This is a genomic window from Pseudonocardia sp. CA-142604 (assembly GCF_050948475.1).
Lineage (GTDB): Bacteria > Actinomycetota > Actinomycetes > Mycobacteriales > Pseudonocardiaceae > Pseudonocardia > Pseudonocardia alaniniphila.
Map to the genome: position 1 here is coordinate 1132183 of NZ_CP192045.1, position 26517 is coordinate 1158699.

Genomic DNA, 26517 nt, shown 5'->3' on the forward strand with positions numbered 1-26517 from the left:
CGTGGCCAGCCTTCGCATCGACCTGCACACCCACTCGACGGCCTCCGACGGCACGGACAGCCCTGCTGGGCTCGTCACGGCCGCGGCGGCCGGGGGTGTCGACGTCATAGCGATCACCGACCACGACACCACCGGGGGCTGGGCGGAGGCGGCAGGCGCCCTACCCAAGGGGTTGACGCTGGTACGCGGCGCGGAATTCTCGTGCATCAGCCCAACCGGCCGGGGCGACCGTGACGTGTCGGTGCACCTCCTCGGCTACCTCTTCGACCCGGAGCACCCCGCGATCGTCGCCGAGCAGACCCGTCTGCGGGCGGAGCGCGTCGAGCGGCTCCACAAGATGATCGAGAAGATGGCCGCCGACGGCTACCCGGTCGACGTCGAGACGGTGTTCGCGCTGCTGCCCACCGGTGCCAGCGCCGGACGGCCGCACCTGGCGCGCGCACTCGTCACGGCCGGCGTGGTGGAGTCGGTGAACGAGGCGTTCGCGACGCTGCTCTACAACGGAAGCCCGTACTACGCGCCCAAGGCCGACACCCCGATCCGCACCGCGATCGACATGGTGCGAGCCGCGGGTGGCGTCACGGTGTTCGCGCACCCACTGGCCCGCAAGCGTGGACGGGTGGTGGAGCCGTCGGTGCTCGTCGAGCTGTCGGCCGTCGGGCTCACCGGCGTCGAGGTGGATCATCCCGACCATGCGCCCGAGGACCGCGACCTCCTACGCGGCCTCGCCGCCGACACCGGGCTCGTGCCCACCGGCTCGAGCGACTACCACGGCACCAACAAGACCATCCCGATCGGCGCCGAGACCACCGGCGAGGACGCCTTCGCGACGCTGACGTCCCTGGCCGCCGGGGCCGAGATCCTCACCGGCTGACCGCGCCGGGCGAGGAGAGGTTTACGGTGCTCGGCGTGAACGGCGGTGTGCAGCTCGGGTTCGACTTCGCGGCCACCCGGCTCGTGCGGGTGACGCCGTCGCGCCTTGCCACCTGGCGCGACTGCCCCCGCCGGTACCGGATGACCTATCTCGACCGCCCGTCCCCGCCCCGGGGCGGCGCGTGGGCGAACAACACGCTCGGTGCCGTCGTGCACCTGGCGTTGCGGGCGCTGTTCGCGCTGCCTGCGGCGGAGCGCACGCCGCGGGTGGCGGCGGCGCTCGTCAGCCGCCACTGGACGAGCGAGGGTTTCCGCGACGCCGCCCAAGCCGCGGAGTACCGCAGCCGCGCCAAGGACTGGGTCGCCGACTACGCCGCCCAGCACGGATCCGACCCGGACGGTGCCCCGGTCGGGCTGGAGCAGTGGGTGTCGGTCGCGACCGATCGGATCGTTGCCGAGGGGCGGGTCGACCGCATCGACCGTCGCGGAGCGGAGTTGGTGGTCGTCGACTACAAGACGGGGCGGCGCACCCCCACCGACGAGGAGGCCAGGTCCTCGCAGGCGCTCGCGCTCTACGCCGTCGCCACCGAGCGCACCTTGCGCAGCCCGTGCACGCAGGTGGAACTGCACCATCTGCCCAGTGGGCAAGTGCTGACCTGGCGGCACGACCCCGCTTCGCTCGGCGAGCACGTCCGACAGGCCGAGGAGACGGCGGGGGAGCTCGCCGCCGCCACTGATGAGCTCGCCGCCGGTGGCGATGCCGAGGCGCTCTTCCCGCCCCGCCCGGCGCCCCGATGTGGCACGTGCGACATGCGACGCAACTGTTCCGAGGGCCGGGCCGCCGCGACGGAGCCGGAGCCGTGGGCTCTCCTCGCGCCGTGAACACCCGCGCCGGGCAGCTGCTGCGCGGGCTGTCCGGCCTGCTCGCGGGCGGGCTGGTCGTCCTGGCGGTGGCACTCGGAGTCGCCTGGTACGTCGCGGATCAGGCCGGGTCGTCGGGGCCCGGCGCACAGACGCTCGTATGGCACTCCGTCGCGGCCGTCGCCGCCGTGCTCGCCCAGCGGTATGCGGACCGTCACCGGGACGTGGGAGGTGCGCTCGCCGCCTGCGCGGTGATCGTGATCGCCGCGGTGTTGCTGAGCGTCGAGTGGCTCGTCTGACCTCGTCGCTCGTTGTCGGCGCAGGTCACCCGGTGGGGCGCAGGGCGACGACCTCGGTGCCGCGTTGCTCGATCAGCATCTCGCCTGCGGTGGAGAGCCGGACGGGTGCCGCTCGATCGTCGCGGCTGACAGGGATCGTGCGCAGCACGGCGCCAGTTCCGGCGTCGAGCACCAGGAGCCCGGCCGGGGACGGCACGAGGAGGCCGCCTCCGTAGGGCTGAGCGGGCCCGAGCGTGCCGTCGACCGTCCACAACGGGGTCAGGTCGCTGCCGTTCAGAGCGATCGTGCGGGAACCGGTCCACCAGTAGACGCGGTCGTCCTGCCCGTCCGTGCCGTTGGTGGTGCCCTGGGTGGTGCCGATCGTCGCGGTCGGGGCGGTGGCGTCGGCCGTGAGGTCGGCGTCCGGGACGGCGAGGGGGATCAGGCCGACCTGCACTCCGGCGGCGTCGAGCAGGAGCAGGCGCGGAGGGCCCGGCAGAGCGACCGCCGCTCGGCCTTCCGACAGCGCCACCAGCGTCGCTCCGGCGGTGGGAAGCGGCATGGAGTACTGCACCTGCGGGGTCTCCGCGCCGTCCTGACCATCGGCGGTGAGCACGGTGAGCCGATCGGTCGATTCCCCCGGGCAGCGCTCGATGACGCCGATGCGGCCGAAGGCGACCGCGGCCGAGCCGTAGGTGCAGTCCGGCCGCGGCTGCCGGGCCGGCTGCGCGGGCGTGACGACGTGGCCGTACTCCAGGGTGCGTACGAGGTCGCTGCGCCAGACCTCCAGGTAGTCAGTCCCCGTGCCGAGCACGTACGTGCGGTCGGCCAGGAGCCTGGTGCCCTGCTTCAGGTCGGGGTTGCTCGCGCCGATGCGCGTGCCGGTCTCCGGGCTCAGGGCGGTGAGCTCGCTGCACCAGCCTGTGTTGCTGTCGTAGAGCGCGAGGACCCGTCCCGTCCTGCCCTCGGGGAAGCCGGAGCCGACCGTGCAGAGCCGGCGGCTGCGGGTGTAGCTCCAGCTCTCGGCCCCCGTGGTCGCCGTGCGGCCGACGACCTCGGAGCCGTCAGCCGTGATCACGGCCGGACCGGCAACGACGGGATGGTCGGTGGCGCCGCTGGGCGCCCTCCACGCCTCCGTGAAGCCGGCCGGCACGCCGATCGCCGGTGGCGGAGGCGCGATCGGGGTGGCGGCCGGCACGTCGGTGGTGCCCTCGACGCCGCTGGTGCGCCACACGACGACCCCGGCGACGACGAGCAGCAGGGCCAGCACCGCCGCCGCCACGACGTCGCCACGGCGACGCCGCTCGGGCGGCAGGCGCACCCGTTGCGGCTGCGGTGACCGCAGCCGCTCCCTGGGCTGGAGAGGCACCTGGGCCCCGGTCAGCTGGCGGCGGCGGTGTCCGCTGCCGATGTCTCACCGCCGTCGGCGTTGTCCCGACGGCGGGCACCCCCACGCCGACGGCGACGGCGCGGGCGGTCGTTCTCGCTGCGCGGACCGGCAGCGTTGTCCGGACCGGTGCCCGACGGCTGGGTGGCAGCCGCCTCGGTGGCGGTGCCGGCCTCGGCGGCGGAGTCGCTGCCACCGATCGTGACACCGGCCCTGCTGCGGGTGCGGACGCGGCGCGGCCGCGGCGCCTCGGCCACGCCGTCGCCTGCGGGGCCGGACCGCCCGCGGCCACGGGACCGGTCGTTGCGCTTCCGGCTGCCGTGGTGGTCGCCCTCGGTGTCGACGTACTCGGCGTCCAGCCCGGCGCGGGTGCGCTTGGAGCGGGGCAGCCGACCCGTGGCACTGGTCGGGATGGTGAGGTCGGAGTACAGGTGGTCGGACGTCGAGTAGGTCTCGACGGGCTCCGGCATGTCGAGGGCGAGCTCGTCGCTGATGAGCTTCCAGCGCGGGATCTCGTCCCAGTCGACCAGCGTGACCGCCACGCCCTCCTTGCCGGCGCGGCCGGTGCGGCCGATCCGGTGCACGTAGGTCTTGGAGTCCTCCGGGCACTGGTAGTTGACCACGTGCGTGACATCGGAGACGTCGATACCGCGCGCTGCGACGTCGGTGGCCACCAGTACGTCGACCTTGCCCGACCGGAACGCGCGAAGGGCCTGCTCACGGGCGCCCTGGCCCAGGTCGCCGTGGACGGCCGCGGCCGCGAAGCCGCGCTCCGCCAGGTCGTCGGCCACGCGCTGCACCGTGCGCTTGGTGCGCGCGAAGATCATGGTGAGACCGCGCTCGTCGGCCTGGAGCACGCGCGTGAGCAGCTCGACCTTGTCCATCGCGTGGGCGCGGTAGACCAGCTGCCGCGTGCGCTCGTGGATGGAGCCCTGATCGGCCTCCTCCGCCCGGATGTGCGTGGGCCGGTTCAGGAACGCCCGCGACAGGGCGATGATCGGGCCGGGCATGGTGGCGGAGAACAGCATGGTGTGCCGCTTCTCGGGCAGCATCCGCATGATGCGCTCGACGTCGGGCAGGAAGCCCAGGTCCAGCATCTCGTCGGCCTCGTCGAGCACGAGCGCGTTCACGCGTCCGAGCACGAGGTGGCGCTGTTCGGCCAGGTCGAGCAGGCGGCCGGGCGTGCCGACCACGACGTCGACGCCCTTGCGCAGGGCGGCCAGCTGCGGCTCGTAGGCACGGCCGCCGTAGATCGCGGTGACGCGCACGCCGAGGTGCTTGCCCGCGTCGGCGATGTCCTTGGCGACCTGCACGCACAGCTCGCGCGTGGGCACCACGACAAGCGCCTGGGGCACGTCCTTCGTGCGGTCGGCGGCCTCTCCGTCGGCGTCGGCAGCGGGCTGCTCAGCAGGCGGGACGAGGCGCTGCAGGAGCGGAACTCCGAATCCGAGCGTCTTGCCCATGCCGGTGCGGGCCTGGCCGATGATGTCGTCGCCAGCCAGTGCGAGCGGGAGCGTGAGCTCCTGGATGGCGAACGTGCGCTCGATGCCGGCCTCGGCCAGCGCTCGCACGATCTCCGGGCGCACCCCGAGCTCGGCGAACGTGGGGGAGTCGGGTCGAACGGGCGCGCCGGCCCGGAGCGGGTGCGCGTCGACGACCTCGTCGACGGCGGCGGCTTCTGTGGAGATTTCTGCGGAGTTCTCGGGGGACTCGCCGGATGTGTCGTTCTGAACGGTCAGGATGATCGCCTCTCTCCGCGCACAGAAGCCGGGGCCGGCTCATCGACCGTCGGCAGCGCTGTTCCGTGCGGGTCACAGCGCGCACTGACGGGAGAACCGACGAGGCGCTGCACGCACCAGGTCGTTGCGGCTCCGCTGCTGCTCCCCGTGAAATGGGAGCTGCGGTCGGTGGGCCGCGGCTAGACGCGCACCCATCTGGGCGCTGCGCTGCTGACATCTTACCGGGTGCCCGTCGCGGGGGGCAGTCCGGCGCGCCGACCGGTAACGGTGACGTACACCGCCCGATGGAGTCGCTTGACCTCTAGGCTCAGCGCATGGTGACTGCGCGGGCGACGGAACCCGCCGGAGCGGGGCAGGCGACGATCGACCTGCTCGGCGTGCTGGCCTACGGCGAGCTCTCCGCGTTCGACCGGTTGGCCGAGGACGCCCGCACCGCGCCGACGCTCAGTGGGCGGGCTGCGCTGTCGGCCATGGCGGCCGCGGAGATCGGACACTTCCGGATGCTCGAGGAGCATCTACGCGGGCTCGACGTACCGATCGACGACGCCATGCGCCCCTTCGTGGCGCAGTGGGACGCCTACCACGCGTCCACCGCACCCCGAACGTGGCTCGAGTCGCTGGTCAAGGCTTACCTCGGCGACGGGCTCGCGGCCGACTTCTACCGCGAGATCGGCGGTTGGCTCCCCGGACCCACGGGGGAGTTGGTGCAGCAGGTCCTCGCCGATACCGGGCACAGCGCGTTCGCCGAGCGCGAGGTCAGGGCGGCGTGCGCGAGCAGCAGGCAGGTGCACGACCGGCTCGCCCTCTGGGGCAGGCGGTTGCTCGGTGAGGCCGTCACGCAGGCGCAGAGCATCGTTGCCGAACGCGACGAGCTCGCCGAATTCATCGTCACCGGCTCCGGTGATCTCTCCGGCCTCGCCGCCCTGCTGCGGCGGCTGCAGTTCAACCACGGCAAGCGGATGGCCAAGCTCGGGCTGAACTAGCGTTCTCCGCCCTCGTTCGCCGAGGGCGGAGCGCCCGTGGCGGCTCGTGCCTGATTGCTGCACTAGCCTTGGCCAGGCCAGTTCGACAACGTGACCAGGAGGTCAACCGGTGGAGGTCAAGATCGGCATCGCGGAGAGCGCGCGCGAGCTCGTGGTGTCCAGCGACCAGACGCCGGACGAGGTCCAGGCTCTGGTCGACGACGCGCTGAAGAGTGACGACGGGCTCCTGCGGCTCGTCGACGACAAGGGCCGCCGTTACCTGGTGCGCTCCTCGCAGATCGCCTACGTCGAGATCGCGCCCGCCACCGCTGGGCGCGTGGGCTTCGCGATCGGCTGAGCCGCCGCGACCGGCCGCGCGCTCCACCTCGGGCTCGCGGCCGAGTCAGTCCTCGTCGAGGGGCGACTCGTCGAGCGGAAACGGGGGCGTCCCCAGCCCCGTCACCCGGTAACGACCCCACGGATCGACGTCGCCGATCCTGGCGGCGGCCCGGCGCTCGTCCCCGACACGCAGTTCGATGCGGCTCGTCGCCGTGGTGAGTGCGCTGTGCAGCTCAGGGTCGGCCGCGGCGTCGAGCACGGCCCTTCCGAACCAGTGCAGGCGGCCGTCCTGCGGCTCGTGCCGAGCGTCGAGCACCACCTGCACCGGCAGGTCACGCCCGTCGACGCTGAGTATCGCGGGCCCGCGGTAGCCCTCGTCGTGGTCGTCAGCCACGGCGTCCCCCGTGATCGCGTTCGTCGTCCACCCGCGGGATCAGCCGGAGTGGCGACGGCGCGTCGGACGCCGCGCCGAGCACGCCGGACACCCCACCCCAGATCAGGGTGGTCAGGTAGTCGGTGAGGGCACGCCGGCTCATCGTGCGCCGATCGAGCCACCAGTCACCTGCGCTCTGCACCATCCCCACGAGGCCCTGCGCCCACGCCTCCGCGCCGCCGGAATCCAGGCCGAGGCCGCGCAGCCGCTCCCCGAGGATTGCGGTCAGCATCCGCGCGATCTGCTCACGTGCGTCGTCGACGACCTCGGCACCCGGCGCCCGTTCGATCGGGTGATGGACGACGAACCGCCAGAGCTCGGGCTCGTCCTCGATGCCGGCGAGGAACGCGTCGACGACCCCGCGGATCAGCTCGACGGGCTCGCGGTCCGGGTCCAGCTCCGGGGCCATCCGCGCCATCAGGTGCGCGGCCGCCTCCTGTCCGACGGCGCGCTGCAGGTCGGCGCGATCGGTGAAGTGCCGGTAGAGCACGGGTTTCGTGATTCCCGCCTGTGCGGCGATCTCGGCGACGGAGACGCCGGGCCCGAGCGTGCGGACGGCGTCGATCGCTGCCGCGACCATCTCCGCACGTCGTTCGGCGCGGCGCAACTGCCGGTCCGGCCGGGGTGCGCGCTTGACAGCGGGCTCGTTGCGAGGCACCGTACCAGTGGTAACAGTTACCGTCGGTAACAGCAACCGCCGAGGGGGGCACGATGGCCGCTACCGGGACGTCAGCGAGCGCTGGGCAGGGCATCGGCGCAGGCGACCGGGTGATCGTCACCGGTGCCGCGGGGGGCCTGGCCTCCCCGGTGGTCGCTCGCCTGCGCGAGCGGGGCGTGCAGGTCATCGGGCTCGACGTGATCGGCGACGAGCACACCATCGCCTGCGACATCACCGACGACTCCGCTGTCTCGCGGGCCGTCGCGGAGGCCGTGCAACGACTCGGCGGCCTCGACGCCGTGGTGCACTTCGCCGGCATCGGCACCCCGAACGACGCGGGCGGGGCCCTCGCCCCCGACGCCCTCCGGGTGATCGACGTCAACCTGCTCGGCGCCTGGCGGGTCACCGCGGCCGCGCTGCCCGCCCTGCTCGACGGGCGCGCCACACGTGGCGGCCGCAAGGGCCGGGTGGTCTTCGTCGCCAGTGAGCTGGCCTACCTGACGCTGCCGTTCGTGTCCGCCTACAGCGTGGCCAAGCGGGGGATGACGGCCTACGCCGACGCGCTGCGGCTCGAGTACGGCAGCGACCTGCACGTCACCACCGTCTGTCCCGGCTACGTCCGCACCCCGATCCACGACGCGGGCAGGCAGGTCGGCCTGGCGCTGGAGGGTCAGGTGCGCCGCGAAGAGGTCGAGGACGTCGTGGCCACCGTGCTGCGGGCGCTCACCGCGGCCAGGCCGCGCCGGGAGACCGCGTGCACCCCCGGTGGGGCCATCGAGCTGTGGGTCGGGCGGCACCTACCGGGCCCCCTCGGGTCCGTCGTCGCACGGCGCATCCGCAGGCGCGCCGCCGCGGGCCACTTCGACGGCTCGCCGGTCGCCGCGGGTCTCGTGCGCAGGCTGACCGGCCGCATGACCGTCCCCGCCACCAGCCCCGACACCACCGCCCCTGCCACCGAGAGGAGCGCGTCGTGAACGTGAAAGCCCGTAGCGACCGGGAGGCCACCGCCGAACGGTTGCTCCGCTCGTCGCTGGACCACTCCTACGAGCCGGGCATCGACATCGACTGGGACGCTCCGCTCGTCGACGGAGCGTGGGGCATCCCGCCGCACCGGGTGTCGCTCTACGGCACCGAGCTGTGGGAAGGCCTCAGCGAGGAGCAGCGGCGCACCCTCTCGGTGCACGAGCTGTGCAGCATCGCCCGCATCGGCATCTGGTTCGAGATGATCCTCATGCAGATGCTGCTGCGGTACTCCTACGACCGCGACCCGCGCCGTCGGCACATCCAGTACGCGCTCGTCGAGATCGCCGACGAGTGCAGGCACTCCGTGATGTTCGCGAAGATGGCCGAGCGCTACGGCGTGCCCGACTACGCGCCCCGCCGCCTCACCCACGAGCTCGGCAGGCTGTTCAAGACGGTCGCCACCGGGCCCGCGATGTTCGCCGGCACGCTGTTCGTCGAGGAGATCCTCGACCAGCTGCAACGCGAGGCCATGCGCGACGACACGGTGCAGCCGCTGACCCGGATGGTCAACAAGATCCACGTGACGGAGGAGGCGCGGCACGTCCGCTACGCCCGCGAGGAGCTCATGCGGATCATGCCGCACGCGAACGCCCCGCAGCGCGCTCTCGCCCGCTACCTCTCCGCCCGGGTTGCGTTCGTCGTCGCCCGCAACCTGATCCACCGCGACGTCTACCTGTCCGTGGGAATCGACCCGCGCACCGGGCACGAAGTCGCACTGCAGAACCCACACCATCAGGCGATGCTGCGCTGGTCGGCCCGCAAACTGGTGCCGTTCCTGCGCGAGCAAGGCATCATCGGTGGGCCTACGGAAGCTCTCTGGCGGAAGGCGCATCTCCTCTGATGTCCATACGGCGATCCGTACCGGCAGCCGACGGCGCGGTCCTCAACGTCGAACTCGACGGTCCGGCCGACGCGCCGGTCACCGTCGTTCTCGCCCACGGCTGGACGCTGGACGTCCGCCTATGGGGACCGGTCGCCCGGTTGCTGGTCCAGGGGCCGGGCCCGGTCCGGGTCGTCCGCTACGACCACCGGGGCCACGGATGGTCCGCCGCCGTGGACCCGGCCTCGATGACCATCGAGCAGCTTGCCGACGACCTCGCCGCCGTGATCGCCGCGGTCGCACCGCACGGCCCGCTGGTGCTCGCAGGCCACTCGATGGGCGGCATGACGCTGATGGCGCTGGCCGAGCGGCATCCGTCCATTGTGGAACGCGCCGCCGGGATCGCGCTGGTGTCCACCGCCAGCGGCGGTCTTGCCGGCCGTGTGCCCGGCATCCCGTTGCCGGCGAGGACGTTCTGGCGTCCGCTGGAGGAGCGGCTGTACGCGTCACGTCCGTGGTGCACGCGGCCGCGACTGGGCCACCGCTGGCTGCTCGCGCCCGCGCTGCGCCGACTGCTGCTGGGGCCCGACGCGAGCCCTGAGGCCCGGCGGATCACCAGCGAGATGATTGCGGCCTGCCGCCCGCTCACGATGTCCGGCTTCCGGCCCACCCTGGAGGCCCACGAGCGGGACGCCGCCCTGGAGGCGTTCGCGCCGATCCCGACGGCGGTGCTCGTGGGGGCCCAGGATCGGCTCACGCCGGTAGCGGCCACCCGGCGCATCGCGTCCGCGCTGCCGTCGGCCGGGCTGACGATCTTCCCCGAGGCGGGCCACATGCTGCCCGTGGAACGGGCCGCCGGGGTGGCCGGACGGATCAGGGCGCTGGCGGCAGGGGCGGTGCCCGCGGCCCACTGAGCCGCCGCACCCCGCTCACCTGCGTGTTCGCTGTGGGCGAAGGTTTTCGCCCGCCGTGAAGAAACGACCGAGGGACCCACCACCGCCGTTAGCGTCCGCCGCCATGACCACTTCGAACGGAGCACTCACCCTCGACGACTCGGTGTACGACCGGCTTCTACAGGAACGGATCGTGCTGCTCCGCGGCGAGATCGACGACGCGGTCGCCACGAAGGTCGTCGCGCAACTCCTCCTGCTCGCCGCCGAGGACCCGACCGAGGACATCACGCTCTACATCAACTCGCCAGGAGGCTCGGTCTTCGCGGGCCTGGCGGTCTACGACACGATGCACGCCATCGAGCCCGATGTGTCCACTGTGGCCACAGGCATGGCAGCCTCGATGGGACAGTTCCTGCTCACCGCGGGCGCCCCCGGCAAGCGGCTCGCCCTTCCGCACGCCGACGTGATGATGCACCAGCCGTCGGGCGGCGCGGGCGGCACCGAGTCCGACATCGTGATCCGGGCCGGGATGCTGACCGTCCTCAAGCGCCGGATCGCCGAACTCACCGCCCGCCATAGCGGCCAGCCCCTCGAGCGGGTCGAGGCGGACTTCGACCGCGACCGATGGTTCACCGCGCGGGAGGCAGCCGACTACGGCCTCATCGACCGCGTGATCGCCCGGCACTGAGCCGGCGAGGGTACGGGGCGGGAGACTCGCGGGCTCTGGGGCGACTCGGGCGCGAGAGGCGGGCGACTCGCGTGGCCGGGGGCGACTTCCGCACGGGGAACGGGCGACTCGCGTGGCCGGGGGCGACTTCCGCACGGGGAACGGGCGACTCGCGTGGCCGGGGGCGACTTCCGCACGGGGAACGGGCGACTCGCGTGGCCGGGGGCCGACTCCCACGCGGAAGTGGGGAACTCGGGGTTTCGTGGTGCGGGGCGCCGGAGGGCGAGGTCGCCGAGGTTGATCATCGCTTCGGTACCGCGAACGGCAGCATGCGCTGCTGCCGGGCCCGAAGTGTCGATCATGGGCACGCGAGCGCCCCGGGGCGGCCGCCCGCGGGGCCACCGGGATGGTTGCCGGTTCGGGACCGTCAACCGCATGTCGTGCCGCGGTTGAGCCCTGGGCACTGATCATGGACGAGCCGCCCTGCCCGCCACGTGCGCCACCCCGTGGGTGACCGTCGGTGCGGCACCCGCGAAGCCCGCTCCGTGCCGCGGCCGGGCCCGAGTCGTTGGTCACGGGTCCCGAGGTCTCCAGGTCCCCGGGGCTGGCGGGTGGTGCGGCCTCGGTGGGTGATCATCGCTTTGGGGTCGAGAACGGCAGCATGCGCTGCTCCCGGGCCCGAAGTGTCGATCATGGGCAGGCGAGCGCCCCGGGGCGGCCGACTGTGGGCCACCAGGATGGTGGCCGGTGCGGCACCCGCGAAGCCCGCTCCGTGCCGCTGCCGGGCCCGAGTCGTTGATCACGGGTCCCGAGGTCTCCAGGTCCCCGGTGCTGGCGGCGGGGCGGCTTCGGCGGGTGATCATCGCTTTGGGGTCGAGAACGGCAGCATGCGCTGCTCCCGGGCTCGAAGTGTCGATCATGGGCCGGCGAGCGCCCCCGGGGCGGCCGACTGTGCGGCCTCGCGAACCCCAGCCCTGTGTCCCTGCGGAGCCCGGGGCAGTGATCTTGGGTTGGCTCCGCCCCTCCGAAGCTGGCCAGACGCACGGCTCCATGATCATCATTGTGGTGCCGAGGACCGCGCGGTGCACTGCTGCCGGGTCCGAGTCGTTGATCATGGGCGGCGCAGGTCGCCGGGGCTGGCGGGCGGCGCGGCTCCGGCGGGGTGATCATCGCTTTGGGGTCGAGGACGGCACCATGTGCCGTTGCCAGGTCCGAAGTGTCGATCATGGCCTTCTGACGGCCATCGGGGCGGCCAACCCGCGGCCATTGGGATCGTCGCCGGTTCGGGACCGCGACCCGGGCCTGAGCCACCGCCCGACCAACCGGTGATCATGGGCAGGCGCTACCTGTCCGAGGGCTGGTCGGGTACTCGGCTCCGTGATCATCGTTTGGGTGCCGAGGACCGCGCGGTGCGCTGCTGCCAGGCCCGAGTCGTTGATCATGGGCGGTACAGGTCGCCTGGGTTGGCGGGTGGCCCGGCCTCGGTGGGTGATCATCGCTTTGGGGTCGCGGACGGCAGCATGCGCTGCTGCCGGGCCCGAAGTGATGATCATGAGCACTCGAGGGCTCTCGGGGCGGCCAACCACAGGGCTCCCGACGTCGCCGGTTCGAGACCGCGAAACCGTGCCCGGGCGCCACTGCCGGGCCCCGGACCCTGATCGTGGGACAGGGCCGCCTCCCGACCGCCGACCAACGGGCCACCCGCGGGGTGATCGCCGGTTCGGCACGGCGAACCTCGTCCCGTGCCGCTGCCGGGCCCGAGTCGTTGATCACGGGTCGCGGGGTCTCCAGGTCCCCGGGGCTGGCGGGCGGCGCGGCTTCGGCGGGTGATCACCGCTTTGGGGTCGCGGACGGCACTATGTGCCGCTGCCGGGCCCGAAGTGTCGATCATGGGGGCGCTCGCGCGCCCGGGCAGCCAACCATGGGCCACCGGGATGGATGCCGACTGGCGCCGGCGAACCCCGCCCCGTGCCGCTGCCAGGCCCGAGTCGTTGATCACGGGTCGCGGGGTCTTGAGGTCCCCGGGGCTGGCGGGCGGCGCGGCTTCGGCGGGTGATCACCGCTTTGGGGTCGAGGACGGCACTATGTGCCGCTGCCGGGCCCGAAGTGTCGATCATGGGGGCGCTCGCGCGCCCGGGCAGCCAACCATGGGCCACCGGGATTGGCGCCGGCGAACCCCGCCCCGTGCCGCTGCCAGGCCCCCAGGAGTGATCAGGGGCCGGCGCCACCTGTCAGAGGCCGGCCACGCGCCTGTGATCACCGGTTCGGAACCGAGGACCGCGCCCGCCCCGCCGCCGGCCCGAGACGTTGATCACCGGTGCTCCGGTCTCTGGGGCTGGCTGGTGGTGCGGCCTCGGTGGGTGATCATCGTTTCGGGGTCGAGGACGGCGTCATATGCCGCTGCCGGGCCCGAAACGTCGATCGCGGGCCTACGGAGGACGTGCGGGGCGGGCACCGCTCCTGGTCAGCTCTGTACCAGCGGGAAGCCGGCGAGGCCGCGCCAAGCCAGGCTGGACATCAGCGCGACGGCCTCGTCGCGGGGCACCGCCTGGTCGGAGTCGAGCCAGTACTGCGCTGCCACTTGGCTGAGCCCGACGAGGCCCACGGCCAGCATGCGGGCGCGGGGTGTGTCGAGGCCGGCGTCGGTGGTGACGGCTTCGGCCACGATGTCGATGCAGCGGGTGAGGGCGGTCTCCACCACCGCCGCGGCCTCCGGCTCGCCGCGCAGGTCGGACTCGAAGATCAGACGGTAGGCCTGGCCCTCGCCCGCCACGAAGTCGAAGTACGCCGCGACCGCGGCGTCGACGCGCTCCTGGTTGTCGGTGGTGCCCCCGATGGCCTGCTGCACGCGGCCGACCAACTCGTCGGCGTACGTGGTGAGCAGCGCGCGGTAGAGCTCGAGTTTGCCGGGGAAGTGCTGGTAGAGCACGGGCTTGCTGACGCCGGCCCGCTCGGCGATGTCGTCCATCGCGGCCGCGTGGTAGCCGTGGGCGGCGAACACGTCACGGGCGGCCACCAGCAGCTGGGCCCGCCGGGCTGTGCGGGACAACCGGCTACCGCGCTGCACCGGCGCCGACGTCTCGGACATGCGGATCCCCTCCGTTCGTCCACCCTGCTGGGCGGAGTGCACACCCTACCGGTGGGTAGGCCGAAAACTACGCAACCGCAGGCTGTTGGTCACCACGAAGACCGAGCTGAGTGCCATCGTGGCACCCGCGATCATCGGATTGAGCAATCCGGCCGCAGCCAGCGGCAGCGCTGCGACGTTGTAAGCGAGCGCCCAGAAGAGGTTGCCCTTGATCACCGCGAGCGTGCTCCGGGACAGCCGGATCGCGTCGACGGCGGCCAACAGGTCGCCGCGCACAAGGGTGAGGTCGCTCGCCTCGATCGCCACGTCGGTGCCCGTGCCCATGGCGAGTCCGAGGTCGGCGGCGGCGAGCGCGGCCGCATCGTTGACGCCGTCGCCGACCATGGCGACCACCTTGCCCTCGCCTCGCAGCCGTTGCACTACCGCGGTCTTGTCCTCCGGCGCCACCTCGGCGATCACCGCGTCGGCCTCGATGCCCACATCGGCTGCTACGGCCCGGGCCACGGCCGTGTTGTCGCCGCTGACCACCATCACCGTGAGCCCCAGCGCCTGCAGCCCGCGCACCGCGTCCGCGCTGGTGGGCCGGACTGTGTCGCCGACGAGGATGAGTGCTCGCGCGACGCCGTCCCAGGCCACCGCGACGGCCGTGTGGCCCTCGCCCTCGGCCTTCCCCTGAGCTGTCACGAGGTCGGCGGGCAGCGCGATGTCGTGCTCCGCGAGCAGCGACGGCCTGCCGACGAGCACCGCGTGCGCCACCACCTCCTCCGCGGTGTCGTTGGTGACGAGTTCGGCGACCACGCCGCGGACGCCGAGCCCGGGAAGGCTGTCGAACTCGGCGACCCCGGGGAGCGGCCCGGTGGCGGCCTCGGCGGCCGCGGCGATCGCCCGGCCGATCGGATGCTCGGAAGCGGCCTCGACGGCCCCGGCGAGACGCAGTGCGGTGTCGGCGTCCACGCCGTCCGTGGTGCGTACCGCGCGCATCTCCATGACGCCGGTGGTGACCGTTCCGGTCTTGTCCAGCAGCACGGTGTCGACGCGGCGGGTCGACTCCAGCACCTCGGGGCCTTTGATCAGGATGCCGAGCTGCGCGCCGCGTCCGGTGCCGACCAGCAGCGCCGTTGGCGTGGCCAACCCCAACGCGCAGGGGCAGGCGATGATCAGCACGGCGACCGCCGCGGTGAATGCGGCTGCTGCGCCGCCGCCCGTGCCCAGCCAGAACCCCAGCGTCCCCGCAGCGACGGCGATCACGACCGGAACGAAGTACCCGGAGACACGGTCGGCGAGGCGCTGCATCTCCGCCTTGCCGTTCTGCGCGTCCTCGACGAGCCGGGCCATTCTCGCCAGCTGGGTGTCGGCGCCCACGCGCGTGGCCCGCACGACGAGCCGGCCCCCGGCGTTGACGCAGCCGCCGACCACGGTGTCGCCGGGCCGCACCTCGACCGGCACGGACTCCCCGGTGACCATCGAGGCGTCGACGGCGGAGCTACCGTCCTCCACCGCGCCGTCCGTGGCGATCGTCTCGCCCGGCCGCACGACGAAGCGATCGCCGACGGCGAGCAGGTCGATCGGGACTCGAACCTCGGACCCGGCCCGGAGCACGGCGACGTCCTTCGCGCCCAGGTCGAGCAGCGCCCGCAAGGCCGCCCCCGCCCGGCGCTTGGAGCGGGCCTCGATGTAGCGCCCGGCGAGGATGAAGGTCGTGACCCCCGCCGCGACTTCGAGGTAGATCGCGCCGGCCCCGCCCCCGGGCGCGACGGTGAGGGTGAACGGGTGGGTCATACCCGGGACGCCCGCCGTGCCGAGCAGCAACGCGTACACGGACCAGCCCAGCGCGGCGAGCGTGCCCATCGACACGAGCGTGTCCATCGTGGCGGCGCCGTGGCGCAGGTTGGCCAAGGCCGCACGGTGGAAGGGCCACGCACCCCAGGCCACGACGGGCGCGGCGAGCGTCAGCGAGATCCACTGCCAGTAGGTGAACTGCAGCGCCGGCACCATCGCGAGCGCGATCACGGGTACGGCGAGGGCCGTGGACAGCACCAGCCGCCGGCGCAGTGCTCGCGCCGGGTCGGTGCCCTCCGCCGGCGGTGCCCCGGGCTCGGACGACGGGGAGGGAATCCGCGCGGTGTAGCCGGCCGCCTCCACCTGCGCCACCAGCTGCGCAGTCTCCAGTTCGGCCGGGTAGTCGACGCGCGCCTTCTCCGTGGCGTAGTTGACCCAGGCCGTGACACCGTCGAGCTTGTTGAGCTTGCGCTCGACCCGGCTGGCGCAGGACACGCAGGTCATGCCCCCGATGCTCAGCTCGATCCGGCGGATCTCCGCAGGAGCTGCGACGGTGGCCGCGTCCTCCGCGGTGGCACTCATCGCAGTTCCTCGCCGCGCCGGCGGGGCTGTCTCGAGAGCTCGCTCACGGCACCTCCCTCGTCGTGACGGTGAACTCCGCGGTGCGGACGATGCCTGCGTGCCGGAAGTCGAGGTAGAGCCGGTAGGTGCCGGCCGAGGGCACCTCGGTGGTGAAGGCGATGCCCGGTCCGGAGCGGTCGGTGGGAGCCGGGGTGGCGGCGTCGGGATGGACGTGCAGGTACGTGAGGTCGCTCTGGCGCAGGGCGACGAGGTGGCCGAAGGCGCCCAGGTAGGGCTCGAGGTCGGTGACGGCGGCACCGTCCCGGCTGACCGTGGCGAAGATCTGCGAGGGGCTGCCGGGGACGAGCTCGCCGTCGAGACGCACCTGGTAGCCGCCCACCTGCGCCACCCGGGACGGGGGGAACGCGATCGGGTCGAAGTCGCCCGGCGCGAACAGGTCGGTGCCGAGCACGAGCGGGGGTCCGCCGGTGGGGGCGAAGTCGGCGTACATGCGGTAGATCCCGGGCACGGGGAGTATGAGCGGCACGCGCCAGACCCCGTCGGGGCCGAGCGTGGGGTGCAGGTGCTGGAACCAGGCGCTGTCGCGGCGCACGAGGATGAGGTGCATCTGCTTCTCGTGCTCGTCGTCGAACCTGGTGACAGGCCTGCGGTCCGAACCGGTGATCGTGAAGGCGAGCTCCGAGGGCACCCCGGGCCGATAGGTCGTGAGCTTGGGGACGAACGTGTAGCCGGCCGCCGTCGCCACGAGGCCTGCGGAGTCGACCTCATCGGCGCCGCGCGAGTGGGCGTGTCCGCCGGCGGTGCCGGCTCCCATGCCGGCGTGGGGAACGGCAGATGCCACGGGAGCCGCAGCCGGGGGCGCGGTGGCGGGCGCGCCAACGGCCGCACCGACGCCCCATGCCGCTGCGAAGACCAGCGCCAGCACTGCCGTGTAACCCGACAGTCGCAACGCTGCGTTCATCCGCCGCCTCCCCTCGCTCACGTCCGTACAACGGCTGGGGGCCGATTGGGTAGCGCCATTGATCCGAAAATACCAGCGGGGGGTATGGCACTCGGGCTGTTCTGCCCCCTCCACCGGTAGAGCCGCCCTGATCTGGGGTGGCCACGGCGGGGCCCGTCAGGTATTGCTCGACTCGTGTCCTCCGCCGTGTACGCACTTGTTCGCCCGCTCGTTACCCGGGCGACCCCCGCCCGGGTGGTCCCGGACGGACTCCCGCTGGCCGACCCCGCCACGATGCCCGCGCGGGATCCGCGCCGAGGGCCGTGGCCGGGCCGCGAAGTCACATCCGGCGGCGTGACGCTGCACGTGCGCGAGACACCGGGCCCGGACGACGTCGACGCCGTGTATGTCCACGGGCTCTCCGGTTCGGCCACCAACTGGACGGATGTCGCGGGCCTCCTGCGCACCCGGGCCGCGGGCACCGCCATTGACCTGCCCGGATTCGGGCTGTCCCGCCCGCTCGCCTCGCGCGACTACAGCCCGGCAGGGCATGCCGACGCGCTGCTGTGCTTCCTGGCCGGGCGCGGCCGTCCGGTCCATCTGCTCGGCAACTCCTTCGGCGGCGCCATCGCGCTCACCGTGGCGGCACGGCGCCCGGAGCTCGTCCGCACGCTCACCCTGATCTCTCCGGCGATGCCGGACCGCAGGCCCGACCCGCGGCGGGTCTCGGACCCCCGGATGCTGCTTGCGCTGCTGCCCGGGATCGGCAGATGGGCCAGGGCGGGAATGACGGTGCCGAACGCCCGTGACCGTGCCGAGCAGATGGTCCGGTTGTGCTTCGGCGACCCGAACGCGGCGTCGGAGCACCGGCTCGCCGAGGCGGCCGAAGAGTTCGAGGCGCGTGCCCGCCTGGAATGGGCGCAGGAGGCCACGGAGCTCACTGGTAAGGCGATGGTGGCGAGCTGGCTGTACGGCGAGTCGCTGTGGGCGAGGGCCGCCCGGGTGCAGGCTCCGACGCTCGTGGTGTGGGGGGACCGGGACAAGCTCATGGCGCCCCGGCTCGCCCGGCGCACGGTGTCCGTCATGCGGGGAGCGCGGTTGCTGCTGCTCCCCGGCGTCGGCCACGTCGCGCAGATCGAGGCCCCGGCCGCCGTTGCCCAGGCCGTTGCGGGCATGTGGGACGCGGTGGAGGCCGGTCGGTGGCAGGCTGGACACCGGGAAGACAGCACCCGGTCGTGACGTTGTCACAAGACGGGAATCACCGATCACGCACGACGAACCGAGGAGTTCGAACCATGGCGCTTCCGCCGCTCGTTGAGCCGGCCGCCGAGCTGACCAAGGAGGAGGTGGAGCGCTACAGCCGCCACCTCATCATCCCGGATGTCGGGATGGCCGGTCAGAAGCGGCTGAAGAACGCGAAGGTCCTGGTGGTCGGGGCCGGTGGGCTCGGTAGCCCCGCGCTGTTGTACCTGGCCGCGGCGGGTGTGGGCACGCTCGGCATCGTCGAGTTCGACGTGGTCGACGAGTCGAACCTGCAGCGCCAGGTCATCCACGGCCAGTCCGACGTCGGCCGCTCGAAGGCCGAGTCGGCGCGCGACTCCATCAAGGAGATCAACCCGTTCGTCGAGGTGCGGCTGCACGAGACGCGGCTCGACTCGTCGAACGTGCTCGACATCTTCCGCGACTACGACCTCATCCTCGACGGCACCGACAACTTCGCCACCCGGTACCTGGTCAACGACGCCGCGGTGCTGCTCGGCAAGCCGTACGTGTGGGGCTCGATCTTCCGCTTCGAGGGCCAGGCCTCGGTGTTCTGGGACGACGCCCCGAACGGCAAGGGCCTGAACTACCGTGACCTCTACCCCGAGCCCCCGCCGCCCGGAATGGTGCCCTCGTGCGCCGAGGGCGGTGTGCTGGGCGTGCTGTGCGCGTCGATCGGCTCGATCATGGTCAACGAGGCCATCAAACTGATCACCGGCATCGGCGAGCCCCTGCTCGGGCGCCTGATGGTGTACGACGCCCTCGAGATGAGCTACCGCACCATCAAGATCCGCAAGGACCCGAACTCTCCGAAGATCACCGAGCTCATCGACTACGACGCGTTCTGCGGCGTGGTGTCCGACGACGCGCAGTCGGCCGCGGCGGGCAGCACGATCACGGCTCTCGAGCTCAAGGAGATGATCGACGCGGGCAAGGACTTCGCGCTGATCGACGTCCGCGAGCAGAACGAGTACGAGATCGTCAGCATCCCGGGCGCCAAGCTCATCCCGAAGGACCGGATCCTGTCGGGGGAGGCCCTGTCGGAGATCCCGCAGGACAAGCCGGTGGTACTGCACTGCAAGTCGGGTGCCCGTTCCGCCGAGTCGCTGGCCGCGCTGCACAAGGCGGGCTTCAAGGACGCCGTGCACGTCGGCGGCGGCGTGCTGGCGTGGATCAAGCAGGTCGACCCCTCACTCCCGACGTACTGATCGGGCTCTTCGTCCACAGATCGTGACTGCGGCACCCGGGGCAATGCCCCGGGTGCCGCAGTCGTTTCGGGCCGGCTCTGTGACTGCTGAGCCATGAGCTACGGAGAGTGACTACTTGCTGGCGCTGAGCGCCGGATGGAGCAGTGACAAAAGATCGACTCCCCAGGTACCGTGCCGATCTTGAAATGATCAAGGCGGATCCTGCGGTGCCGCGGCGTGGGGTGCGCGAGCGTGCGCCAACGGTGGCCTGACGGAGCGGCGCCGGGCTGAGGTGCGCCGTCCGTCGATCCAGCGATGGGGGTCGCACTGGTGGACGACAACGCGAGACTCTGCGCCCTGCCCGGGTGCGACATCGCGATCGAGGACATTCCGGGGCGTCCTGCCCGGCGTTACTGCTCGGCGGCGCACCGCTCCGCTGCTCGGCAGGCCAGGCGGGCTGCGTCGCTACGGTCCGAGCAGAGTTCGCGTCTGGCGGAGACATTGCCGTGGCTCATCGAACCCGCCGACGAGCAGCCGCGCGCTGACGCGCCCCCGCGCACCGTCCACGTCGAGGCGGTCCCCGCGGCCGCCGACCCCACGCACAGCACGCGACTGCGCAGTGGCATCACGCGGGTGCTGGCCGGGAGGGGCCGTGGCGCCGGACCGGCCGGATCGCCGACGCGCAGGCGGCGGGCCGTGGCGGTGCTGGGGGTTGCCGGGCTCCTGGCCGGCGGCTACGCCGTCACGGCATCGGAGCCGGTCGGCTCCCTTCCGACGTCCGCGCTGCCGGTACCCGGACCGGAGTCGGAGGCCGAGTGGGCGGCTCGCGCCCAGGTCACCCTGACCTCGGTGAACCGGCAGCTCGACACCATCGCCGAGACCGAGGAGGCCTGGAGCCGGCTGCCGCAGGAGGTCCAGGCGACCGCGGCCCCCGCCCCCGTGCAGGCGCTGCGGGACCGCAAGGCGCTGCTCGAGCGCCGCAAGGCCACGCTCCAGTCCCAGATCGACACCTACCGCTCGCTCGACCGCACGAAAGGCGACCTGGAGGTCACCGAGCAGCACCTCGAAGCCGTCGAGAAGGCCTTGCAGGACGCCCCGGCCGAGCCACGGCGCTCGCCCGAGCAGGCGCTGGTGCTTGCAGCGCTCGACGAGCAGCGCGACCTGCGCCTGCGCCAGCGCGACGCGAAGCGCGAGGAACTGGAGAACCTCGAGCGAGGCGTGAAGAGCGCCGTGCGCACGCCGTTGCCCGACGACGGCCAGGAGACGGCCGCGGTGAGCAACCTGGTTCTCGAGGCCATCCGGACCGACCGCCGCGACGACGAGCGCGACGAGCGGAAGCGGAGCGCGGCCCCCGACAGACCCGACGTGCTCGCCCGTGAGGAGCGGCAGCAGCGGGAACGGCAGGACACGCACACCGGCGGCCCGCCCGATCCCCGTGGTCCTGGCGACGACGTGGTGAAGTACAGCCACGACCCGGACCGCCGGTCCGCGGGTGGCGATCGGACCCCGCAGGCACCCGCTGGTGGATCGAGCCCGCTGGCGCAGGTCGGCGGCACGGTGGTGGATCTGGTGACCGGCGGCGACGGCCCCCGCGACAGCGCCAGGCCGGGTCGCGGCGAAGCGCGTGGCGGGGGACCTGCCGCGGACGCGCTGCGCAGCCGCGGCGGCAGCGGCACCGATCGTGCCGGTGGCGGGGACGGTGGTGCTCGGTCGGTCGCAGGTGGCGTTGTCGGTCAGGTGGTCGGCTCTGTCGGCGGTGTGCTCGGCGGGGGTGGCGCTCGCGCCGACGATGGTGGCCGTGCCGATTCCGGGCGGGATGCTGCCGACGGGGACGACAGCGGGTCCGACCGCGCCGAGAGCGATCGGGCTCGTGGCGACAGTGGCGCTCGCTCCGGCGTGGTGGGTGAGGTGGTCGGCTCGGTCGGCGGCGTACTGGCCGGGGGCGGAAGTCGTGCTGAGGACGCCCGCGACTCGGACTCCGGGGGCGGCCGCGGCAGCAGCGGGAGCCGCACCGGCGAAGCTCGGGAGGACAGCGGGAACGGTGGGTCCTCGGCCGGCGGCGAGCGCGGCAGCGGCCTGATCCGGCGGGTCAGCCAGGTGGTCGACGGCGCCGGGGGAGGCGGCTCGGACGAAGGGCGCTCCGGGTCCGGCGGTAGCCGGGGCAGCGACGACCGCAGTGGCAGCGATCGCGACGACAGCGACCGGAGCAGCGGCAACCGCTCCGGTGGGCTGCTCGGTCTCGGCGACCGGAATAGCGGCGGGGACGGGAACGACAACGAGGACGGGAACGACAGCGCCCGGAGCAGCAGCAACGAGCGGAGCGGTAACCGCTCGGGCGGGCTGCTCGGCGTCGTCTCACGCAACGGCGGCGACGACGGCGACCGCAATTACGACGACCGCGGTAACGACGAACGCGGTGACTCGGGAGAGGAACGGAGCAGCAGCCGGTCCGGTGGCCTGCTCGGCGGCAGCAGCCGCAGCGGCGGCGGTGACGACGACGGTGACCGGAGCAGCAGCGGCCGGTCCGGCGGGTTGCTCAGTGTCGGTGACCGGAGCGGCGGCGACGACCAGGGAGATGAGCGCCGCGACGACAGCGACCGCGACGGGGGCAGCAGCTCCGGCGGCGAGCGCGGCAGCACGAAGCGGTCCGGCGAGGAGCGCAGCGATGGCGAGTCCTCACGCAGCAGGTCAGGGGGCGGATCGTCGGCATCGCGCAGCTCGGACGGCGGTGGCGATCGCGATGGAGGGTCGTCTTCCGACGCGCGCAAGGCCCGGGCTGCGCTCGGGATGGTCGCGTCCGCCTTGCGCAGCAGCGGGGAGTCCGGCGGCTCCCAGAAGTCGGCTCGCTCCAGCAGCAGCGACGGCGACCGGTCGGGGAGTTCGGGACGGAGCGGGAACGACGAGGAGTCGTCGAAGTCTCCGCAGTCCAAGTCCCAGCGGCTGAAGTCCCAGTCCAGGGAGTCGGGTTCGCAGGGGAAGTCGTCGGATCGGTCGGAGCAGCGCAGCGAGTCGAGTCGTAGCTCGCGCAGCAGCGGCTCCGACGACGATCGCGGTGGATCCGGCACGAGCAAGCGGTCCTCGTCGGGCAAGTCGTCGGAGAACGGGAAGTCGTCCCAGAAGTCGGACAGCGGCGGTGGTTCGCGGTCCTCTGACTCCCGTGACTGAGGGTAGGCCGGGATCGCGACATCGCTGCCACGACGTCCGTTTCCCCTCCGCGTGGCGGCCCCGATGACGGACGGGGCGCAGGTAGCGTGCGGAGCGTGACAGGAGTCCCCGTCCTTCCGCAGACCGCGATGGCCGGGACGATTCTCCCGCAGCACGTGCGCACCGCCTTCGGAGTGGGGAACGAGGAACCACGACCGGTCGTCTGGGCAGGTCGGCGGGCGTGGCACTGCGGAGACGTCCTCGTGAGGCCGGTTCCGGACAACGCGGTGGCCGCCTGGTCGGCCCGTGTGCTCGACGGGCTCGAGGTCGAGCGGTTGCGCCTGGCTCGGCCGATCCGCTCCTCGGACGGGCGGTGGGTCGTTGCGGGCTGGGCCGCCTGCCGGTTCGTGTCGGGCACCATCGAGCCGCGGCACGACGCCGTGCTCGAGGTGGCCGGCCGGCTGCACGCGGCCACGGCATCGCTGCCCCGACCGGCCCTGCTCGACGGCCGCGACGACCTGCTGACGCGTTCGGCAGCGGCGGCGTTCGGCGAGCGCAGGCTCGTGCTGGACCCCGCCACGGGCGGGGAGCTCTTCACCGGGCTGGCGCCCTACCGCTCGCCCATCCGCAGCGAGCCGCAGGTGGTGCACCCGGAGCTGTTCGGCTCCGTGCTCTTCGACGAAGACGGCACACCCGCGCTGATCGAGCTGACACCGTCCTGGCGGCCGAAGGCGTGGGCCGCCGCCGTGGTGGTGGTCGACGCGCTGGCGTGGGGCGGTGCCGACGACGGCATCCTGCAGAGATGGGCCGACCAGCCGGAGTGGCCGCAGATGCTGTTGCGCGGCCTGCTGCACCGGCTCGCGCTGCACGCCCAGCACCCGGAGGCGTCCATCCGCACACTGGCCGGGCTGGAGCGGGTGGCCCGGCTGGTCGCGCCCCTGCTCTGATCACCCGCACTCAGCGGGCCGGCACCTCCCGCGAGGTGGCGAACCGGATGATCGTGCCCGCCATGGCGTCGGTGAAGTCGTCGAGCGCGGTGCGGTTGATCGTGTCGATGCGGTCGCAGGCCTGGTGATAGCAGACGTCGAAGACCACATCGGCGTCGCCGCCCCAGGCCGCGGCCTGCTCGGGCGTCTTGGTCTCCCCGTCGCCGGCGTAGACGCCGCCGGTGGGGATGTTCGCCTCGACGAACGGGACGTGATCCGAGCCGCGGTCGAAGCGGACGAGCTCCGCCGCGACGCCCTTGGCGGTGAGCTCCTCCATCAGCACACGCCCCACGGTGGCAGAACCGGGCGGGCCCGAGCGGCTACCGCGACCTGCGGCTCCGCCGTTCACGAAGTAGCCGGCGTTCGGCGAGGCCGCCATGTCGATGTTGATGTACAACGCGATCGCGTCCCGCTCCGCCGGCGTGAGCGCCTCCACATAGGCAGTGGACCCGTTCAGGTCGATCTCCTCGGCGCCCCAGAAACCGAAGCGCACGGCGTTGGTGATGGGCGGGGATCCACCCATCCGGGTGGCGATCTCCAGTAGCGAGGCCACGCCGGTGGCGTTGTCGTTGATCCCCGGGCCCTCCGGGACGGAGTCGAGGTGTGCTCCGGCCATCACCACGTGGTCGGGCGAGCCCGTACGCGTCTGCGCGATCACGTTGCGGACGGTGAACTCCTGACCGCGGCGGCGCATCGTGAAGGTCGGCGTGGTCACGTCGAACCCGGCCTCCCGCAGCACGCCCGCCACGTAGTCGACGCTCGCGTCGTAGCCCGGTCCGGGTGTGGCCCGGTTGCCGCCGTTGCTGTCGGCGATGCGCTGCAGCGCCTCCAGGTGGGGCATGGTGCCAGCTCCGCTCACCCCCGCGACGAGCTCGGAGTGCAACGGGCTCGTGACCGGCGGTAGCTGGATCTCCGTCGGCTCGGTCGAGGAGCAACCGGAGAGAACGGCGCCGGTGGCGGCCGTGACGGCTGCGGCCATACGCCATCTGCCGTGGCGGCGCCGCGGTTTCGACGGGCGCACCTGCGCCCGTTCATGGTCGTCGGTCGGTAGACGCACTGTGCCTCACATCCGCGCCCGGGGTCAGTGAGCGCTGCTTTGCGTTCATGTCACACGGAACCGATTGGCGGTAACGCGCTCTTCCTAGCGTTGCTGCGACGGCAGCGACGCCTTCACGGACGCCGCTCGACGGCGACGTCCACACCACCTCGATGAGCCCCCCGGAGGCCTGGCGTGACGACGTCACCTGACGCACATTCTGCCCGATTCGGGCTTGCTGGGCGGTGGATCGATCATTGGGAGCCCGAGAATTCAGCCTTTTGGGAGCGAGTTGGATCGAGAATCGCCAACCGGAACCTGTGGTACTCGATCGTCAGCGAGCACATCGGTTTCTCGATCTGGTCGATCTGGTCGGTGCTGGTGTTGTTCATGGGCCCGGAGTACGGCATCGACGCGGCGGGTAAATTCATCCTGGTCGGGGTGCCGACGCTGGTGGGGTCGGTGTTGCGGCTGCCCTACTCGTTCGCCGTCGCGCGTTTCGGTGGCCGGAACTGGACGATCATCAGCGCCGCGCTGTTGCTGATTCCCACGATCTTCGCCGCGATCATCATGCATCCGGGCACATCATTTTCGACGTTCCTCCTGGCGGCCGCCGTCGCCGGCGTCGGCGGGGGCAACTTCGCATCGTCGATGACGAATATCAACACTTTCTTTCCCGACGCCCGGAAAGGGTGGGCGCTCGGGCTCAACGCAGGCGGCGGGAACATCGGGGTACCGGTGATCCAGCTCGTCGGCCTGCTGATCATCGCAACGGCCGGCGCGGGCGCGCCTCGAATCCTGCTGGGCATCTACATTCCGCTGATCGTGGTGGCCGCCGTGCTCGCCGCGCTGAACATGGACAACCTGACGTCGGTGCGCAACGACACCGGTGCCTTCCGGGAGTCGATCCGGGAGCGCCAGACCTGGGTGATGTCGCTGCTCTACATCGGGACGTTCGGGTCGTTCATCGGCTTCAGCTTCGCGTTCGGGCTGGTGCTGCAGAACCAGTTCGGCCGCACGCCGCTGCAGGCCGCGGCGGTGACGTTCATCGGCCCGCTGCTCGGATCGGTGATCCGTCCCTGGGGCGGGAAGCTCGCCGACTCCTACGGGGGCGCCTGGATCACGTTCTGGAACTTCATCGCGATGGCCGTGTCGGCCGGCCTGGTTCTGCTGGCCTCGGCCATGCACTCGCTCGGGCTGTTCACCGCCGGTTTCGTGCTGCTGTTCGCGTTCAGCGGGCTGGGCAACGGTTCGACGTACAAGATGATCCCGGCGATCTTCCGCGGACAGGCGCGCGTGGCGATCGCGGCCGGAGCCGACGAGGAAGCGGCCCTGCTGCGGGCCCGACGGATCTCCGGCGCGGTGATCGGCATCGTCGGGGCGATCGGCGCCATGGGCGGGCTGTTCATCAACCTCGCGTTCCGCGAGTCGTTCCTCACCGCGAAGTCCGGCGATCCCGCGTTCTGGTCCTTCCTCGCCTTCTACGTCGTGTGCACGGCGGTCACGTACGTCGTCTACCTGCGTCCGGCCGCGCCCGCCACCACCAGCGCGCCGCTCGCGCACGCCGGGGTATGAGCCTGCT

The 26517-nt window shown here is 72.3% G+C and carries 23 protein-coding genes; 14 read left to right on the top strand and 9 right to left on the bottom strand.

Features of this window, described 5'->3' with window-relative positions:
- The first annotated feature begins 1 nt into the window (after position 1).
- From ACQPZQ_RS05470 to ACQPZQ_RS05480, 3 genes are read left to right on the top strand one after another with little or no spacing between them, the layout of a single operon-like run.
- Positions 2 to 874 carry a PHP domain-containing protein gene (locus tag ACQPZQ_RS05470; RefSeq protein ID WP_433292650.1) on the top strand — a complete coding sequence of 291 codons (873 nt, stop codon included), beginning with the start codon at positions 2 to 4 and terminating at the stop codon, positions 872 to 874.
- A 35-nt stretch (positions 875 to 909) separates the two neighbouring features.
- The gene (locus ACQPZQ_RS05475; RefSeq protein WP_433292652.1) at positions 910 to 1755 is read left to right on the top strand and encodes a RecB family exonuclease; all 846 of its coding nucleotides are present in this window, start codon (positions 910 to 912) and stop codon (positions 1753 to 1755) included.
- A complete protein-coding gene (locus ACQPZQ_RS05480; protein WP_433292654.1) occupies positions 1752 to 2033 on the top strand; it encodes a hypothetical protein in 282 nt (93 codons plus the stop codon). Before ACQPZQ_RS05475 ends, ACQPZQ_RS05480 begins: the two co-directional genes overlap by 4 nt.
- Positions 2034 to 2058: 25 nt before the next feature.
- Here the strand turns inward: ACQPZQ_RS05480 and ACQPZQ_RS05485 are convergent, their stop codons facing one another.
- Together ACQPZQ_RS05485 and ACQPZQ_RS05490 are read right to left on the bottom strand one after the other, a co-directional pair.
- Entirely contained in the window at positions 2059 to 3381 is a 1323-nt protein-coding gene (locus tag ACQPZQ_RS05485; RefSeq protein WP_433292656.1) for an Rv3212 family protein, read from the bottom strand.
- Between the two features lie 11 nt (positions 3382 to 3392).
- Complete coding sequence (locus ACQPZQ_RS05490; RefSeq protein WP_433299037.1) at positions 3393 to 5141, bottom strand: DEAD/DEAH box helicase; 1749 nt, start codon at positions 5139 to 5141, stop codon at positions 3393 to 3395.
- A 311-nt stretch (positions 5142 to 5452) separates the two neighbouring features.
- On the opposite strand from ACQPZQ_RS05490, the gene ACQPZQ_RS05495 reads away from it, so the two are divergent.
- Complete coding sequence (locus tag ACQPZQ_RS05495) at positions 5453 to 6121, top strand: ferritin-like fold-containing protein (RefSeq protein WP_241038873.1); 669 nt, start codon at positions 5453 to 5455, stop codon at positions 6119 to 6121.
- 109 nt (positions 6122 to 6230) lie between these two features.
- On the top strand, positions 6231 to 6458 hold the full coding sequence (locus tag ACQPZQ_RS05500) for a DUF3107 domain-containing protein (protein ID WP_241038874.1): 228 nt from the start codon (positions 6231 to 6233) through the stop codon (positions 6456 to 6458).
- 45 nt (positions 6459 to 6503) lie between these two features.
- On the opposite strand, the gene ACQPZQ_RS05505 is transcribed toward ACQPZQ_RS05500, so the two are convergent.
- Both ACQPZQ_RS05505 and ACQPZQ_RS05510 read right to left on the bottom strand, forming a co-directional pair.
- Positions 6504 to 6833 carry a DUF4873 domain-containing protein gene (locus tag ACQPZQ_RS05505; protein ID WP_433292658.1) on the bottom strand — a complete coding sequence of 110 codons (330 nt, stop codon included), beginning with the start codon at positions 6831 to 6833 and terminating at the stop codon, positions 6504 to 6506.
- Positions 6826 to 7530 carry a TetR/AcrR family transcriptional regulator gene (locus ACQPZQ_RS05510; protein WP_433292660.1) on the bottom strand — a complete coding sequence of 235 codons (705 nt, stop codon included), beginning with the start codon at positions 7528 to 7530 and terminating at the stop codon, positions 6826 to 6828. The genes ACQPZQ_RS05505 and ACQPZQ_RS05510 overlap by 8 nt, the downstream gene beginning before the upstream one ends.
- Positions 7531 to 7583: 53 nt before the next feature.
- Here ACQPZQ_RS05510 and ACQPZQ_RS05515 point away from each other — a divergent pair, with 53 nt between their 5' ends.
- From ACQPZQ_RS05515 to ACQPZQ_RS05530, 4 genes are all read left to right on the top strand, one after another.
- Complete coding sequence (locus tag ACQPZQ_RS05515) at positions 7584 to 8504, top strand: SDR family NAD(P)-dependent oxidoreductase (RefSeq protein WP_433292662.1); 921 nt, start codon at positions 7584 to 7586, stop codon at positions 8502 to 8504.
- Positions 8501 to 9394, top strand: a complete 894-nt coding sequence (locus ACQPZQ_RS05520) for an AurF N-oxygenase family protein (protein WP_433292664.1) — start codon at positions 8501 to 8503, stop codon at positions 9392 to 9394. The genes ACQPZQ_RS05515 and ACQPZQ_RS05520 overlap by 4 nt, the downstream gene beginning before the upstream one ends.
- The gene (locus ACQPZQ_RS05525) at positions 9394 to 10287 is read left to right on the top strand and encodes an alpha/beta fold hydrolase (protein ID WP_433292666.1); all 894 of its coding nucleotides are present in this window, start codon (positions 9394 to 9396) and stop codon (positions 10285 to 10287) included. Before ACQPZQ_RS05520 ends, ACQPZQ_RS05525 begins: the two co-directional genes overlap by 1 nt.
- Before the next feature lie 103 nt (positions 10288 to 10390).
- On the top strand, positions 10391 to 10954 hold the full coding sequence (locus tag ACQPZQ_RS05530) for an ATP-dependent Clp protease proteolytic subunit (RefSeq protein ID WP_433292668.1): 564 nt from the start codon (positions 10391 to 10393) through the stop codon (positions 10952 to 10954).
- A gap of 2443 nt (positions 10955 to 13397) precedes the next feature.
- Here the strand turns inward: ACQPZQ_RS05530 and ACQPZQ_RS05535 are convergent.
- Genes ACQPZQ_RS05535 through ACQPZQ_RS05545 form a run of 3 tightly spaced genes read right to left on the bottom strand, consistent with a single transcriptional unit; the run spans position 13398 to position 17343 of the window.
- A complete protein-coding gene (locus ACQPZQ_RS05535; protein WP_433292670.1) occupies positions 13398 to 14021 on the bottom strand; it encodes a TetR/AcrR family transcriptional regulator in 624 nt (207 codons plus the stop codon).
- Between the two features lie 45 nt (positions 14022 to 14066).
- Complete coding sequence (locus tag ACQPZQ_RS05540; RefSeq protein WP_433292672.1) at positions 14067 to 16382, bottom strand: heavy metal translocating P-type ATPase; 2316 nt, start codon at positions 16380 to 16382, stop codon at positions 14067 to 14069.
- Positions 16383 to 16425: 43 nt separating this feature from the next.
- Positions 16426 to 17343: a hypothetical protein gene (locus tag ACQPZQ_RS05545; RefSeq protein ID WP_433292674.1), complete on the bottom strand. Its 918-nt coding sequence runs from the start codon at positions 17341 to 17343 to the stop codon at positions 16426 to 16428.
- Between the two features lie 174 nt (positions 17344 to 17517).
- Between ACQPZQ_RS05545 and ACQPZQ_RS05550 the strand changes: the two genes are divergently transcribed.
- The 4 genes from ACQPZQ_RS05550 (at position 17518) to ACQPZQ_RS05565 (ending at position 23860) form a co-directional block, all read left to right on the top strand.
- Positions 17518 to 18561 (top strand): alpha/beta fold hydrolase, encoded by a 1044-nt coding sequence (locus tag ACQPZQ_RS05550; protein ID WP_433292676.1) that lies wholly within the window; start codon positions 17518 to 17520, stop codon positions 18559 to 18561.
- Between the two features lie 56 nt (positions 18562 to 18617).
- Complete coding sequence (gene moeZ, locus ACQPZQ_RS05555; RefSeq protein WP_241038910.1) at positions 18618 to 19790, top strand: adenylyltransferase/sulfurtransferase MoeZ; 1173 nt, start codon at positions 18618 to 18620, stop codon at positions 19788 to 19790.
- Between the two features lie 294 nt (positions 19791 to 20084).
- Positions 20085 to 22934: a hypothetical protein gene (locus tag ACQPZQ_RS05560; RefSeq protein WP_433292678.1), complete on the top strand. Its 2850-nt coding sequence runs from the start codon at positions 20085 to 20087 to the stop codon at positions 22932 to 22934.
- 95 nt (positions 22935 to 23029) lie between these two features.
- A complete protein-coding gene (locus ACQPZQ_RS05565) occupies positions 23030 to 23860 on the top strand; it encodes a TIGR02569 family protein (RefSeq protein ID WP_433292680.1) in 831 nt (276 codons plus the stop codon).
- 10 nt (positions 23861 to 23870) lie between these two features.
- Here the strand turns inward: ACQPZQ_RS05565 and ACQPZQ_RS05570 are convergent, their stop codons facing one another.
- On the bottom strand, positions 23871 to 24878 hold the full coding sequence (locus ACQPZQ_RS05570; protein ID WP_433292682.1) for a M28 family metallopeptidase: 1008 nt from the start codon (positions 24876 to 24878) through the stop codon (positions 23871 to 23873).
- A 311-nt stretch (positions 24879 to 25189) separates the two neighbouring features.
- On the bottom strand, positions 25190 to 25327 hold the full coding sequence (locus tag ACQPZQ_RS05575; protein ID WP_433292684.1) for a hypothetical protein: 138 nt from the start codon (positions 25325 to 25327) through the stop codon (positions 25190 to 25192).
- Here ACQPZQ_RS05575 and ACQPZQ_RS05580 point away from each other — a divergent pair.
- Positions 25326 to 26510, top strand: coding sequence for a nitrate/nitrite transporter (locus tag ACQPZQ_RS05580; protein WP_433292686.1), 1185 nt, complete (start codon positions 25326 to 25328; stop codon positions 26508 to 26510). The genes ACQPZQ_RS05575 and ACQPZQ_RS05580 overlap by 2 nt on opposite strands.
- Positions 26511 to 26517 lie beyond the last annotated feature (7 nt).